13 protein-coding genes and 1 pseudogene are annotated in these 12,884 nt (G+C 64.0%); 3 read left to right on the top strand and 11 right to left on the bottom strand.

The annotated features are described in order from the left end of the window. Nucleotides 1-82 precede the first annotated feature (82 nt). On the bottom strand, nucleotides 83-598 hold the full coding sequence (locus tag ACIA8C_RS21695; protein WP_397137338.1) for a pyridoxamine 5'-phosphate oxidase family protein: 516 nt from the start codon (nucleotides 596-598) through the stop codon (nucleotides 83-85). A gap of 49 nt (nucleotides 599-647) precedes the next feature. After that, a complete protein-coding gene (locus ACIA8C_RS21690; RefSeq protein WP_397137336.1) occupies nucleotides 648-1,388 on the bottom strand; it encodes a MerR family transcriptional regulator in 741 nt (246 codons plus the stop codon). A gap of 371 nt (nucleotides 1,389-1,759) precedes the next feature. On the opposite strand from ACIA8C_RS21690, the gene ACIA8C_RS21685 reads away from it, so the two are divergent. Beyond that, complete coding sequence (locus tag ACIA8C_RS21685; protein WP_397137334.1) at nucleotides 1,760-2,215, top strand: MarR family winged helix-turn-helix transcriptional regulator; 456 nt, start codon at nucleotides 1,760-1,762, stop codon at nucleotides 2,213-2,215. Between the two features lie 412 nt (nucleotides 2,216-2,627). On the opposite strand, the gene ACIA8C_RS21680 is transcribed toward ACIA8C_RS21685, so the two are convergent. The 3 genes from ACIA8C_RS21680 to ACIA8C_RS21670 form a co-directional block, all read right to left on the bottom strand. Beyond that, nucleotides 2,628-4,133 (bottom strand): alpha/beta hydrolase, encoded by a 1,506-nt coding sequence (locus tag ACIA8C_RS21680; protein ID WP_397137332.1) that lies wholly within the window; start codon nucleotides 4,131-4,133, stop codon nucleotides 2,628-2,630. Nucleotides 4,134-4,438: 305 nt separating this feature from the next. Then, nucleotides 4,439-4,612: a hypothetical protein gene (locus ACIA8C_RS21675; RefSeq protein WP_397137330.1), complete on the bottom strand. Its 174-nt coding sequence runs from the start codon at nucleotides 4,610-4,612 to the stop codon at nucleotides 4,439-4,441. Between the two features lie 265 nt (nucleotides 4,613-4,877). Continuing rightward, entirely contained in the window at nucleotides 4,878-5,768 is an 891-nt protein-coding gene (locus tag ACIA8C_RS21670) for an alkaline phosphatase family protein (protein ID WP_397137328.1), read from the bottom strand. A 168-nt stretch (nucleotides 5,769-5,936) separates the two neighbouring features. Between ACIA8C_RS21670 and ACIA8C_RS21665 the strand changes: the two genes are divergently transcribed. After that, entirely contained in the window at nucleotides 5,937-6,500 is a 564-nt protein-coding gene (locus ACIA8C_RS21665) for a superoxide dismutase family protein (protein WP_397137326.1), read from the top strand. 344 nt (nucleotides 6,501-6,844) lie between these two features. On the opposite strand, the gene ACIA8C_RS21660 is transcribed toward ACIA8C_RS21665, so the two are convergent. From ACIA8C_RS21660 to ACIA8C_RS21650, 3 genes and pseudogenes are all read right to left on the bottom strand, one after another. Next, nucleotides 6,845-7,240, bottom strand: coding sequence for a hypothetical protein (locus ACIA8C_RS21660; protein WP_397137324.1), 396 nt, complete (start codon nucleotides 7,238-7,240; stop codon nucleotides 6,845-6,847). After that, nucleotides 7,237-7,608, bottom strand: a complete 372-nt coding sequence (locus ACIA8C_RS21655; protein ID WP_397137322.1) for a hypothetical protein — start codon at nucleotides 7,606-7,608, stop codon at nucleotides 7,237-7,239. The genes ACIA8C_RS21660 and ACIA8C_RS21655 overlap by 4 nt, the downstream gene beginning before the upstream one ends. Nucleotides 7,609-7,817: 209 nt before the next feature. Next, nucleotides 7,818-7,994: pseudogene (locus ACIA8C_RS21650) on the bottom strand (DUF1214 domain-containing protein); the annotation flags it as partial. 630 nt (nucleotides 7,995-8,624) lie between these two features. Between ACIA8C_RS21650 and ACIA8C_RS21645 the strand changes: the two are divergent. Next, nucleotides 8,625-8,933 (top strand): hypothetical protein, encoded by a 309-nt coding sequence (locus ACIA8C_RS21645; RefSeq protein WP_397137320.1) that lies wholly within the window; start codon nucleotides 8,625-8,627, stop codon nucleotides 8,931-8,933. Between the two features lie 13 nt (nucleotides 8,934-8,946). Here the strand turns inward: ACIA8C_RS21645 and ACIA8C_RS21640 are convergent, their stop codons facing one another. The 3 genes from ACIA8C_RS21640 to ACIA8C_RS21630 all read right to left on the bottom strand — a co-directional run bounded on the left by ACIA8C_RS21640 (nucleotide 8,947) and on the right by ACIA8C_RS21630 (nucleotide 12,491). Then, nucleotides 8,947-9,564 (bottom strand): DUF4360 domain-containing protein, encoded by a 618-nt coding sequence (locus tag ACIA8C_RS21640; RefSeq protein WP_397137318.1) that lies wholly within the window; start codon nucleotides 9,562-9,564, stop codon nucleotides 8,947-8,949. Between the two features lie 774 nt (nucleotides 9,565-10,338). Next, nucleotides 10,339-10,542: a hypothetical protein gene (locus tag ACIA8C_RS21635; RefSeq protein WP_397137316.1), complete on the bottom strand. Its 204-nt coding sequence runs from the start codon at nucleotides 10,540-10,542 to the stop codon at nucleotides 10,339-10,341. Between the two features lie 29 nt (nucleotides 10,543-10,571). Further along, nucleotides 10,572-12,491 carry an AfsR/SARP family transcriptional regulator gene (locus ACIA8C_RS21630; protein ID WP_397137314.1) on the bottom strand — a complete coding sequence of 640 codons (1,920 nt, stop codon included), beginning with the start codon at nucleotides 12,489-12,491 and terminating at the stop codon, nucleotides 10,572-10,574. Nucleotides 12,492-12,884: the final 393 nt, after the last annotated feature.

The following is a 12,884-nucleotide window of genomic DNA, read 5'->3' as shown; positions in this document are numbered from 1 at the left end:
GGTGACCGTTCGGCGAATCCGCTTGAGCGATACAACCGTTGGGCATCCACCATGAACCGGGCGGTGTCGAGCCGCACGGTGGTCATTCCTCGTCGCGCGGCCTCGCCGAGCAGGCAGTCGAGCAGACGCGATCCGACGTGCCAGGCACGAAAGTCGGGAGAAAGCCTGCCCCGTCGAGCACCTGGACGCGTTCGGGATCCAGTCGCAGCAACGAGAATTGCGGACTGTCCGGGCCCGGTGAGAACAGCCGCAGATCGTATCCGAGCGGCGGCGGCGTGGTCATGAACAGATCCCAGACGCGCTTCTTCACCACCGCGTCCTCTACCCATGTCGCGACGGCTTCGCCCTGCACGACATGCTGGGCGGGGCTCCAATACGAGAACGCCACGACAGGATTCGCCGCCAAGTGGCGCACCTTTACCGACGTCTTACCGGTTGCGATGAACCCCACCGGTCGGTCGCCGTCCATCTCCCACAACGGATGCAGAATCCGTGAACGCGGACAGCCGTCATTGCCTACCGAAGTGATAGTGGACCAGACGATCTCCCGGGTGAACCGAAAGAAATCGTCTTTGATCGCATCGAATGTCACTGTCATACGGGTACTTCCTCGTCTTGATGGGTGGTGGCTGAATTGCACAGTCCGGTCAGTGCTCCTCGCTGGAATCCTGGGCTAGTAGTTCGGCGAGGCGGTGGAGTACGTCGAGTTGGACGGGGGTGTAGAGCTCGTTCAGGGCTAGGCCGATTGTTTCGGTGGCGACCTGTGCTCCCCGGGGTGCTCCGGCGGTGAGGTCTGCGAGGTCGGGGTGGCTTCCGAACAGTTGGCGCACGAGCCGGGCCAGGCGTTGTGCGCATTCGTGCCGGGTGCGGTTGTCGGCATCGGCGGGTAGCCGGCCGAATTCGGTGACCGCGGGGTGGGTGAAGTAGGACTGCAGCATGTCGGCGTAGGTGTCGAGTGTTGTGGGGCTGAGTACGCGGGTCAGTACGACCGCGAGGGCGCGGTCGGCGTCGGAGAGGTCCACTTCGACCGCGGCTGTGGCCAGTGGGGGTGGTAGGTCGGTCGGTGTGGCCTGGCGCAGGGTCAGGGCTAGTTCGGTGCGGATGCGTTGCAGCCGTTCGATGGTCGCGGCGAGCTCGGCGTCCAAGGTGCGCAGTGCTTGTTCGGGATGGTGGGTCATATCGCCCATCTCCGCGATCCGGGCCAGTGAGAAACCCAGATCGACAAGGCGTTTGATCCGCAGCAGGCGCACCAGGTGCGGCACACCGTAGAGCTTGTAACCGTTGGACCGCCGCTCGGGCTCGGCCAGCAAACCGATCTCGTGATAGTGCCGCACCGCCCGCACACTGGTACCGGCAAGATCGGCGATCTCACGCGTACTCCAAGCCATCACAATCCCTCCTTCGAAACCCGATCCACCCGCCGCGAACACACCACACCAGCAGACACCGTGTCGCCACGGCACAGTCAAACCAGCAACTCATGGAATGCTCCCAACCAGCGAATCCCTGGGCTGATGTGCTGGACGTCTTCATCGCTAATGGGTCCGAGCGTGCGCACTCTGTTGATTCCGTTCCTTCTCATCGATTTCGGCTCGTAGCCGCTCGAGCGCGAATGGGACTGCGCCCGACCACCATTAGGGATCGCCGGTGCTGTCGGTGGTCCGGTCATCGTGGTGGACCACACATACATAAGTACTTATCCAGTAAGTACTTATGTTATGATAGCTGTCGACCTCCCGACCCTGCGACAGGAGACACAGTGCCCGAACCGTCCGGTCCGGCCCGCGCGGCCGCCCTGGACCAGCTCGCTCGCCTGGCCTACCGGCTCAGCGCGGCGGACTCCCGCCTGCGCGGGCGCGCGACCAGGTCACCAGAGGCGTTGTCCCTCACCCACGCCCGGGCCCTGCGCGTACTTTCCGAGCAGGGCCCCCGTACCATCAGCCAGCTGGCCGCCGGTACGGAAACCACCGGCGCCGCAACGACTCAACTGATCAACGGCCTCGTCGCGGCGGGCTACGTCACCCGGGAACGCTGCACGGATGACAAGCGCTCGGTACTGGTCTCCCTCACCGATGCTGGACGCACCCGCCACCGCGAACGTATGGCGGCGATGTCCGCCGCCCTGCGAGAGGAACTCGCCGACCAGGACATCAACGCGCTGCGATCGGCCACCGAGGTCCTCGACCGATTGATCGCGATCTACGACCGACTATGACGACGCCTTGCCACGCGGCCAGTGCGATCCGCGGGCGGTGTCGCTGGACGGAATGCTGACCCGGGCAGGGTGTTTCCTGACCTGAGACCGGTCTCGGCAGCTGACTCCGGTGTTGTCGATGACTATTTCCGACCTCGGCCGCGATGTCGCTACCGCTATCGCCACCACCAGGGGTTTCGATGATGATCGGTTTTGCCCACCTTGCCAATCTCGACCGATGGCCAGAGTCGATGTCGAGCCCATCGCCACCGAGCTGACGCCTGGGTGACACCTCTCCAATCGCGGTGCGAGGCCGCCCATCTGAACCCCGCAAATGGACACTCCTAGTGCAGGACGCGGGCCAGGCCTCGGCGGCCGCTCGCGCAACAGATCGGTAGATGTGATGACAACGCGGTGCGATTCGTGACGATCACTATGAGCCCTTGCGGCAGGTGATATCGCCCGGTGCGGTCAGCTGCTCGAAGTAGGCGAGGACAAGCTTGTCCACGCAGTGGATTCCGCGCAGGAATCCACTGTGCCCGGGACCATCGTTTGTGATGAGCGAAGCGTTCAGTGCGCGAGCCAGATTCACTCCGCCCTGGTAGGGCGCTACCGGATCGCCAGTGGTGGCGACGACGAGAACCTTTGGCAGAGCTTCGATCCCGGATACCTGATGCGGCTGGCTGGTCGGTTGCTCCGGCCAGAACGCGCAAACATCCAGTGGCGCTTGACCTTGGAAGCGGCCGGTGTCGGCGAACGGCGCCGCGTCGATGCCGAGCTTGATCTCTTCGGCGGCCTTTGCTCGATCCGTCGTACGCGGTTCGTCGAGGCATAGAGTTGCCTGCCCTGCCGAGCGTTCGACCACGCCGCGGAACTGGTCCGAGAGTTCGAGCAGGGTATCGCCGTTGCCGCCGGCAAGCTCGCGCAGCCCCGTGGTGACTTGCGGCCACAGCTGGGGGATGTAGAGCGAGTAGACCACTGCGGATAATCCGTTGAGATAGTTCAGTCCCCGCGAGTCACGGGTCGCCGCGGGCCGATCCAGGAGCGGGTTGATCAGCCTACGTAGCCGGTCGGTCGCCGCAGCGCTGTCGGTTCCCAGCGGACAGGCGCTCTCCTGGACACAGCTGTCGGCATATGTCTGGAACGCCGATTGCAGCGAGGCATTGGTTTTAACTGGGTCGGACATCCGGGCCGCCGGATCGAGTGAGGCGTCGAGCACCAGGGCGCGCACCTTGTCGGGGAAGCGCTCGGCATAGCTCGAGCCCACTCGCGAACCGTAAGAGACGCCCAGCGCATTGAGCTGGTTCGCACCGAGCGCGGCCCTGATGATATCGAGATCCCGGACTGCCTCGCGGGTGCCGAGATGTCCGAGCAGTTCGGTACCCGTCTTCGCGACGCATTCGGCGACATAGTCGCGATTGTCCTGCTCGGACCGCTCGATTCCGGTCGGCGACATATCCGTCATCGCCCGCAGCTGAATCGCCTCGAGCCGTTCCTGCGAGACGCAGCGCACCAGCGGGGTGGATGCGCCGAGCCCGCGCGGATCGAAACTGACGACATCGAATTTCGCACCGAGCCCCGATTTCCCGAAGACCGCGGGCACGCCGAGCCCAGGCTGGCCCGGACCGCCTGGGATTACGACCACCGCCCCGATCCGCTTCCCACGCGCGGCCATCCGTGAAACGGCGATCTGCGCGGTATTGCCCTCGGGCTTGTCGTAGTCGATCGGCACCTGCACCCGCCCGCACTGCACCTCGTTACCGGTATCTTCGGTGCCCGCGAACCCGGCGCACGACCCCCACTCGACCCGCTGGCTGTAGTACTTGTCGAGGTCCGGTTCCGCACGTGTGCCCCCCGGTATGGCGGTGCACGCGGCAACCAGTGCGCCGCAACCGAGCACCACCAGCAGCCGCATATTGCGCGCGCCAATGAATCTCATCGAAGTCCCCTCCTATTTGTCCGATTATCGCGCGCACCCTAACGATTCGCCGCTCCTGTACTGGAGGACATGACCGGCTTGCCGACGGTTGGCAGCCAGCAGCTGGTTCGGATCGCCTGTGGCCGCGGCAGCGTTGGCTGCTGCGAACCGTCACGGGGGCAGGCGAGCTTTGTCGACGACCGTTGTGGCCTCTACGACCGAAACTGATCCGTGCAGCCAGACGCCGGCGACCGCGCTGAGCCATTGAGACCATACGGACCTTCGCTCGACCCAGATCGACTGGTAGACATCCGAACTCGACTCCGTCACAAGGGCTTCCGAATCTCGCCGAGCACGGTATCGAAGCTGTCGGCCAGACATCGGTAGCTGAGTACCTTCTGGTCACGCTGCCACCGCTTCACCTCGGACCGGGAGTCCCAATAGCGACCGATTAGCAGACCGACGACGCCGGTAACGGCCGCAAGCAAGGCAGCCGACATCACGAGCCTCTCGCCTGGTCTCGTAACGGAGCAGATTGAAGAAGTCAGTCATGGCGACGGCGACGGACGCGTCGCGGGTGAGGATCGCCGCGGGTGGCGCCTCCGGCGCAGGGCCCGACCCGAGCTGTTGAAACCCATATCATCCTCCGGCTCAATTATGCGATAGCCGAAGCGGATTCGCGACATACCAGCTGCGTCGAGGTACCGAAACCGGGAACGACATTCACCAGTCCGGGCGCGTGGGACCGGCCTCGTCGGAAATCGTTTATCGTGGCGCGCCTACGACGGTCCTCCATACGTCGGTGATGGGGGTTGCGTTGGCCGCGTTCGCCAGCGGCGGTAAGCCGTAAGCGTTCTCGACGGTGCGCAAGACCGAGTAGTGATCGATTCGCTCGTTGTATCGACCGGGATTCACGCCCGCGCCGTAGAAGATTGTCGGGATGCGGTTGACGCCGGTGCCTTCGTCCTCGTCGAAGGTGACGACCAGCAGGCTGTTGTTGGCCTTGGCCCACTCCGCGTAGCCGGACAGGTTCTGGTTCAACCACCTGTCGCCGGTGGCCACCGGGCAGTCATGGATGTCGTTGCACATGTTCGGCGATACGAACGAGACGGTGGGCAACTGGGCGTAGTCCGAGGGGAACGCCGAGTACGGCACATTCGACGTGGCCGCGACATTGTCGAAGTTCACCCAGCCGTTGTGTTTGCGCCGATAGCTGCCGCCGCTGCCGCTGCACCCGGTGTAGCCGGCCTTCGGCATGTCCTCGGAGTAGCCGATGAACCGCAACCCGGCCTTGCTGAGCTGGTGGCCGAGGTTGTCGACGCCCTTGAAGTTGTGCGGGCAGCTGTCACTGGTGACGCCCTGGGTGTCGCCGGAGAACAGTGCGATGTAGTTCGGCTGGCTGGGATGGGTCAGGGCGTGCGCGTCGGTGAACAACGCGCCGTTGTCGGCGAGCTTGTTGAAGTAGGGGGCGTTCGTGCTGCCGATGATGGCGTCGTACCCCGTGTTCTCGAACATCACCAGAACGATGTGATCGAACCTCGGGACGGTCGTGGCGTCCGCACCGGCGGCGACCGGGTTCAGGGCGGCCGATGTGGCCAGGGCTACGGCCCCGGCGAGGACGGAAACTACTTGGGCGAGTTGGGGAATCCGTAGCATGACACTCCTCGCGTCTGCGGCGATCCGCGATCGTCGTCAATAGCCTCGCGCGTCACCACTTCCGCGTCCAGCCCGGCTCGAGTGGGGAAGTTGTGGTCCCGGTCCTGAGCGGAGATTCCCCACATGGGCGCATTGACGTGGTCTGTTACCTCGGCGGAGCCTGGTCGCATGAATTACAAGCCATTCTTCCTCGGCGCCATTGCCACCGCCCTGCTGATTCCTCCGATACCCGCGAGTGCCTGCGGACCCATCGTGTCCGAAGGAACCTTCGCGCCTTGGCAGGAAGGCGCCGTCGCCGTGACCTACGATCAGACGCTCGCCCCCGCTGGCAGCCATGCCAAGGTCGTCATCGACAGTGACGACGAGACGACCACGGCCACCCTGACCGTCACCGGCCTGCTCCCCAACCGCGTATACGGCTCACACGCACACCTGAAGTCCTGTGGCGCGAAACCAGCTGACTCCGGCTTCCACTATCAGAATGTGGAAGACCCGAACGCCAACGGCAAGATGTCCATGGACGCGAAATACGCCAACCCGCACAACGAGCTCTGGCTCGACTTCACCACCGATGAGCATGGCAACGCCACACAGGTATCCACCGTCGAGTGGACCTTCCGCAAGAGCGAACCCGCTTCGATCGTCGTGCACGAGAAGAAGACCGACACCACCGACGGCAACGCCGGCATGGCCGGCGCCAGGGTCGCTTGCCTGAGCATCCCGCTCCCCTGAGCGCGCCTGTAATCGCCGGGTGTGGTGAACCAAGGCTCTGCTAGCGTCGCCGCATGCAGGAGGCCGAACTGGTCGCGGCACTGCCCGGCGCCCGCGGCCCGGTCCTGATCTCCTGGCAGCACGAGAGCATCGGCTGCCGGACGAGTGATGCTGACAAGCGCTGATCGCAACCCGCAGGTTCGATTTGTGGTGGGCACGTGGTCCAGCCCCGAGCAAGCGACCGGTAACTCGAATCGGGTCAGCCGTAATACCGCTTCTTGAGCTCTTCGACCTTGGTTCGGAAATCCTGGATCAAATTCCCAGCTGCGTCGGCGATGCTCGCACAGAACTGTTTTTCTGACAATTCACAACGTCTTGAAGGTGTCGATGAAATTGGCCTTGAACGCCATCGCCGAGTCGCCCGTCCAGCCACTCAGATAACCACCGTCGGTCGTCATCTTGTCCAGGTCCGGATTCGACCAGATCACATCGTCGGTGAGCTTGGTCCGAGGGGCAGACCCGGAGTTTAGTCGTCCCATGGCTGCGCTCAGATCAGCGATCAGCGGGTCGTAGTGCGCCGGATCAGGCATACTGGAGAACGGCTCGAACATCGGCACGACGAAGTCTAAGCTCGGTTGCTGCAGAGCAGGGAATTCCCCACTCGCTTTACCGGAGCCATGCTCGTGGGCCTCCTTCGCCTCCAAGGCGGCGGCCTTCTCCACAATGTCATGCGCATGTTGCATGAGCTGGTCGAAACTCATTGCTTACCGTCCATCTCCGGATCGCCGTGCACGCGGCGGTTCATCTCGGCGGCCGCCGCTCGATCGGTCCCCGCGAAATACCGCGCCGCCTTGTCCAGTGCTGTCGCCGTGTCGTCCAGATTTGTCTTGGTTTCTTTCAGGAAACCCACCACCGCCTCGTGCAGGTCGAGATAGTGCTGATACACCGGACCGCACGGCCCCCCACCGAAATTCTCCGGACGCTGCATAGCCTGCGCCACGTCACTATGGACGTGGTCACAGTCATCGATCGCATTACTATAGTCCCCTGAAATCTTCGGAAAATCCCCCCTTGCCACTTTCTCCAGCTCGTACAGTTCTACACCGAACCGCGTATTCGAAATATCCATACCTCCCCCATTCTTATTCGATCATGTAACCCCGTTACCAGCCGTCCAGACCTACCCATCCGGATGCGGCATATCGCCTATCAGTAGACGTCCTCGATGGACAGGAAGTCAAGGTAGAAGTCGTGCTCGACCTGGCTGCGCGGCGACATGTCCCACCAATAGAAGACTGCTTCCAACGGGGTCACTTGACCGGCGTCAGGGCCGCACCTTCAGCGTCCGTCTATGGCCTCGGCCTTCGGCGCATACAGGCGCATCGTGAGCGCTAGGGCGCCTGACACCGGGATGGGCAGCCAATTATATTGCGGCACAGCCGGTCCGAGGCCGTCGCCTTGCAGCGCGAACTCCACCGAACCGTCGGGGCCCGCCACCGGCGGGACGTCGTGGCCGACAGCGTAGTCCCCCTCGGCTGCCGACGGCCATTTTGCGCCAAATAGATTTTGTGAATTTCATACCACAAGTGTGAGCCGAGCTGGCGCCCTCATCCAGCCGGTAGTTACCGGGTCACTGCGGCTAGCGGCGGCGAAACCGTTCGGTTCGAAAACCAATGTCACACGCACGCGCTCGCTCATGCCGGTGCGCGCGGCCAGCATCCGAGACCTTCTGCTGCGCAGTACATCCTCTTCTACCGAGAAGCGCGCACCCGAAGGGATGCGCGCTTCTGCGAAGTATCAAATTGCCAGCTGCTGTGAGAAGCACTTACCCCGGGGTTGATTTGGAGTTGCCAATCCACGTTGTACTCCCAAGTAGATAACCTGCCGGGTGATCCGCCCGGCGCTTCCCCGCGATCGTTGAACTGCCATGTCTTCCGCCCTGCTGACAGCTGCGCGACCGGGGTCTCGAACTTCAGAGTCCCCTAGCCGGTTGTCAGGGTCGATGGGGCCCAGTACCGCTGCTCCCTCTGGCTGATTTGCATGGGAGTGGCCAGGGCCACCCCCATCGCGCCCCGGACGAAGGCGCCTCCGCAGACGTAAAACTCTGGGGGACAGCATGATTCGTTCCCTGGTGAGGCGGTTGACATGACCGATTCCGATCCCACGGTGTTCGGGCCGCCAATCCTGCGTGTCGGCACCGCAGAACTGGCAGTGCTGTTCACCGATCTACCCCGGCCGCTACCGCCGCCTGCTCCGCCAGTCACGGCAACCCCTCCCGCAGGGCGCCCGTGGAGGCTGCTCCCGGTCGCCGTGGTTGCCGCGCTGATGTTCGCCACAGTGGTCGTGACGACGCACTTCGTTCCGTTCTTCGTGTTCCCACTGTTGTTCTTGGCCCTCTTCCGCAATCGCCGAGGCTTCAGGCCCGGCTACTGCGGCGGAGCCCGTCGATACTAGGCGGAGATCACCATCACGGCTTGGTCGGGCATCGCTTCCACGCGAAGTGATAGACGGTGACAATACTTGCGTCCGTGGAATCCATCGTGATGAAGCTGGTGGTCGTGTTCGGGTCCGATGTGCCAGCTTTCACACGCAACTGGGTATTGATATCGAAGTCGCGAGATTCGCCACAGGGCAGGAAAGAGATCGCCCCGACCGGGGTCGAGTCCGTCGTTTGCCAATCATCATTCATATGACCATTGAACGTGTGGTCGACGTACGCGGTCGGCGAGTCGCCCTGGAAATAGTACCTGGCCCTTTCCAGTGCGTTCGCTCCTTCTTCCAAATGCGCGAATCCACGGTAATCCGCCGACGCTATCCCGTAGGTAAAGCCCTGCGGGATATGCACTCTCAGGTCGAGCTGACAATTCTTCCGGAAATCGATCGGGCCAGCCCCCACACCCACTTGTGCGGTGTATCGGCTGTAGGTCACCGTGAAGGCCGTGTTGTCCTCCGCGACCGCTACGGCCGCAGTTCCATTCGGGCAACCAGATCCGTTGACGGTCACCACGTCGATGACAATCTTGTCCGGCGGAGAGGGAGTGTTCAATTCCGGTGCCGGTGCCCCGAAAGCTTGTGAACCCGACATCGGTAGAGCGAACGCGAATACAGCAGCGCCTACAGCGGCTAACTTTTTATACATGGCTCACTGTAAACACTAAGTGAGTGGCATCACATTTGCCGAATAGTCGCTCGATGGATGGTCTCCATGGTGCTTGCTGCCGGTTCAGGTAATTGCCCACTGCCGGTCTCGATCACCATCCGACCCGCGTCATCCTCGTACCTCGGAGAAGCCTTTTTCCGACTCTCACCAATATTTTCTACACGACTTTACAAACGTAAACTAATGAGTTCGCTGTCCGGAAGCTTCGAGACTCCCCAGATACTCCCCAGACGGAGTTATGCGATATCCGGCCAAGACTCCAGTAGGGCTTTGTGATGTTGAGCTGTTGACTGCGCCCGCAGCCTAGGTGATGTGTCGGCCAACCTGACGGGGTGGCGATCGTGCCCGGCCGCCCGGCCGCGGGTTCGGACGTGGCCCCGGAACGCCGAGGCCAGTCGGCCCTCGTCCGGGTCCGGTCAATCCAGGCGTCCCGGGTGGTGCGGGGGTGCTTGGTGATCCGGGGCTGGTTACCACACTCGCTGGTGCAGTTGTCGTGCCAGGACCGCTGGGCGTGCTCTCCGGTGGTCGGGCACCCGCGGGTGTTGTATCGCTTGGTGCTGCACCAGCCGGTTGGGTGCAAGGTGCGCGGAAGGGTCCGGCGCGGTGCCTTGGGGCGCTTCGGTTGTGGCCTCCGGGGTGGCTGGATTGCCGGATTCGCTTGGCCTGCGCCAGCATTGATGTCTGGAGGGTTGGCGCCGTTCACGGCACCGGGGTCGTTCGCGAAGGATGCGGTTCGGGTCCGGCCGCCGACCCGGCACGCGCGCAATTCGCTGCTTCGAGCATGGCCACCGCCGCCCCGAGCCGACCGCGCTCGATGTCGAGAATGCCTCGGCGATAGCGGATGTCGAGGGAGAGTGCGTCGTCGCCGAGGCTGTCGGCGGCTTCGTCCGCAGTGGCCGGCAAGCGCGCTGATTCGTCGAATCGACCGAGCATCACGAGGTGGAAGGCGTAGCTGCGCAACGTGTTTGCGTGTGCAGACCGCTGCGGGCCCATGGCGAACCCGCCGCATGCTCGAGTGCGTCGAGCACGTTGGACCACTCGGTGAATACCGCGGCGACCGAAGCCGCGGAGTCGGGCTCGTCGCCCGCGGCACGCACCAGATCCAGGCACCATTCGACGTGTCGTTGCCGGACGATCGAAGCTTCCCCCGCGGCCGCCAACTTGGCCGACGCGTAGTCGCGCACCGTCTCCAAGAGCAGGAAACGGCGCTCTGCTCCATCGACCAGCACCGTGGCGAGACCACGATCCACCAGAACCGCCAACACCATTGCGACATCGGCTTTTTCGAGAATTCCACCCGGGACGATCGACTCGGCGGCTTCGAGCCCGAAGGCGCCCGCGAACACCGAAATCCGCCGCAGTACCGCCTGTTCCGATGGATCGAGTAGTTCGTGACTCCAGTCCAGGGCCGCTCGCAGGCTGCTGTGCCTGCTGGAGCCGACGGTTCGGCGACTGCCCATGAGCAGCCGGATACGCCCGTCGATCCGTTGGGCGAGTTGGGAAATGGTGAATGTGCGGGTCATACCGGCGGCCAGTTCGATGCCGAGTGGGAGCCAGTCGACCGCCGCGCACACGGCGGTCACGTCGGAAAGCTCGGCAGGCATGATCGGGCACATCGCTCGTTCGGCGAACAACTCGAGCCCAACTGCGTGGTCCAGTGCGCCGATCCGGATCAGGATCTCCATCGGCGATTCGAGCGCGCGCTGCGAGGTGATCAGGACGGTCAGCCCACGCACCCGGGCCGCAAGGGTCTCGATGATCACGCCGACCTCGTAGATTATGTGCTCCACATTGTCGAGCACCAGCACCGCGCCGGCCAACGCCGCGCAGACTGCCTCGGGGCGGCCTTCCGGCGCCGCGCCGACGGCGACCGCGATCGCTTGGTCGATCGTGTCTCTGCGTTGCACAGACGCTAGCTCGACGAAGACCGCGCGACGGCCGGACGCGGCAACTCTGCGCGCGGCTTCTAACGCCAGCCGGGTCTTGCCACTACCCGGGCCGCCGAGAAGCGTCACCACAGCGGGTCGGCGCAGACTGTCTACCACTGCCGCCAGCTCCCTGCGCCTGCCTATGAAAGCATCCGTAGGCATCGGACACGTCGCATCCGCGGCCGTTACGGCGATCTCGACGGGCTGCGCCGCACGCGGCGGTTGCAGTGTCGGATCGTGGCGCAGGATTCGCAGCTCCAGCTCGGCCGTTTCCGTGGGATCGACTCCGAGCTCGTCCGCGAGCTCCCGGCGTAATCGGTGCAGCCGATCAAGGGCGGCGGCCTGGCTGCCGGTCCGATACAGCGTGAGCGCGGACAACCGTGCGAGGGGTTCGTGCTGCGGATGCTCGTGTACCAGTGCGGCCAGCTCCGTGGCGATTTCGGCGCCCGAACCGAGGTGTAGCGCCGCGTCCAGCCTGGCCACCGTCAAATCCAGCCGCCATTGATCGAGCCGGGCCGATTCCGCGTGGGCGAATGGCGCGGCCGTCACATCGACCAGAGTGGGGCCGCGCCAGCACCGCAGGGCCGCCTCGGCGGCCGAACGCACCGCGGCATATCGGCCAGCGCGCTGTGCCGCGTGCAGCTGGGCCGCGGCCGCTTCGGCGGCGATCAGATCGGCAACGGCCACGGTGGTCTGGTAGCCCGAAGGCGACCGCGTCACCGCCGCGCCGTGTTCACCCAGCGCCGTCCGCAGGCGCGAAATCAGTACCCGCAGACGCTGGATCGGGCGCGGCAGGTCCGCTGCGCCCCACAGATCAGCTACCAGTCGTCCGTCCGGGACCGGGACTCCGCGCGCCAGTGCCAGTCGGATCAGCGCCGCCTGCTCCAGCGGTCGATCGACGCCGACAATACGACCACCGTTCATCACTCGAACCGGGCCGAGGATATGAACCTCAGCGTGCGTGTTGGCGAACCCCCGGTGGGATCGCCGAACCATTTCCTCCGTCGTCTGTTCGATCACAACGACAATGTCCGGTCGGGGCGGCGACGGTTGACGCAGGGCGGGGCTGTGCCTCGACAAGAGCGGCCGCTGGACACTCCGGACGCGGCGTTGGGCCGCTTCGCCGCCGATCTCCGGACCTTCCTGATCCTCCCGAATGTCCGATGAGCGACAGTAATGAATGGGCGACCGCCAGCAATGGCAAGAAGCGCCGCAGAATGCCGGTGACCATTCCGAGCACCACCATCCCGATACCGCGCACCAAAGCCAGACTCCGAAATCGTTGCGCAAGATAGCGACGGCGTCACATACAGGTCG

It is taken from the genome of Nocardia sp. NPDC051321, from assembly GCF_044455225.1.
Lineage (GTDB): Bacteria > Actinomycetota > Actinomycetes > Mycobacteriales > Mycobacteriaceae > Nocardia.
The sequence above is the reverse complement of the archived record's forward strand: the minus strand, read 5'-3'. Positions and strand labels throughout refer to the sequence as shown.

What these genes read in the sequence shown, in the direction of transcription:
- ACIA8C_RS21695 (WP_397137338.1), bottom strand. Translation starts at nt 598, where the DNA reads ATGACAGTGACATTCGATGCGATCAAAGACGATTTCTTTCGGTTCACC.
- ACIA8C_RS21670 (WP_397137328.1), bottom strand. Translation starts at nt 5,768, where the DNA reads ATGCTACGGATTCCCCAACTCGCCCAAGTAGTTTCCGTCCTCGCCGGG.
- ACIA8C_RS21655 (WP_397137322.1), bottom strand. Translation starts at nt 7,608, where the DNA reads ATGGATATTTCGAATACGCGGTTCGGTGTAGAACTGTACGAGCTGGAG.
- ACIA8C_RS21645 (WP_397137320.1), top strand. Translation starts at nt 8,625, where the DNA reads ATGACCGATTCCGATCCCACGGTGTTCGGGCCGCCAATCCTGCGTGTC.
- ACIA8C_RS21680 (WP_397137332.1), bottom strand. Translation starts at nt 4,133, where the DNA reads ATGAGATTCATTGGCGCGCGCAATATGCGGCTGCTGGTGGTGCTCGGT.
- ACIA8C_RS21640 (WP_397137318.1), bottom strand. Translation starts at nt 9,564, where the DNA reads ATGTCGGGTTCACAAGCTTTCGGGGCACCGGCACCGGAATTGAACACT.
- ACIA8C_RS21660 (WP_397137324.1), bottom strand. Translation starts at nt 7,240, where the DNA reads ATGAGTTTCGACCAGCTCATGCAACATGCGCATGACATTGTGGAGAAG.
- ACIA8C_RS21630 (WP_397137314.1), bottom strand. Translation starts at nt 12,491, where the DNA reads ATGAACGGTGGTCGTATTGTCGGCGTCGATCGACCGCTGGAGCAGGCG.
- ACIA8C_RS21675 (WP_397137330.1), bottom strand. Translation starts at nt 4,612, where the DNA reads ATGTCGGCTGCCTTGCTTGCGGCCGTTACCGGCGTCGTCGGTCTGCTA.
- ACIA8C_RS21665 (WP_397137326.1), top strand. Translation starts at nt 5,937, where the DNA reads ATGAATTACAAGCCATTCTTCCTCGGCGCCATTGCCACCGCCCTGCTG.
- ACIA8C_RS21690 (WP_397137336.1), bottom strand. Translation starts at nt 1,388, where the DNA reads ATGGCTTGGAGTACGCGTGAGATCGCCGATCTTGCCGGTACCAGTGTG.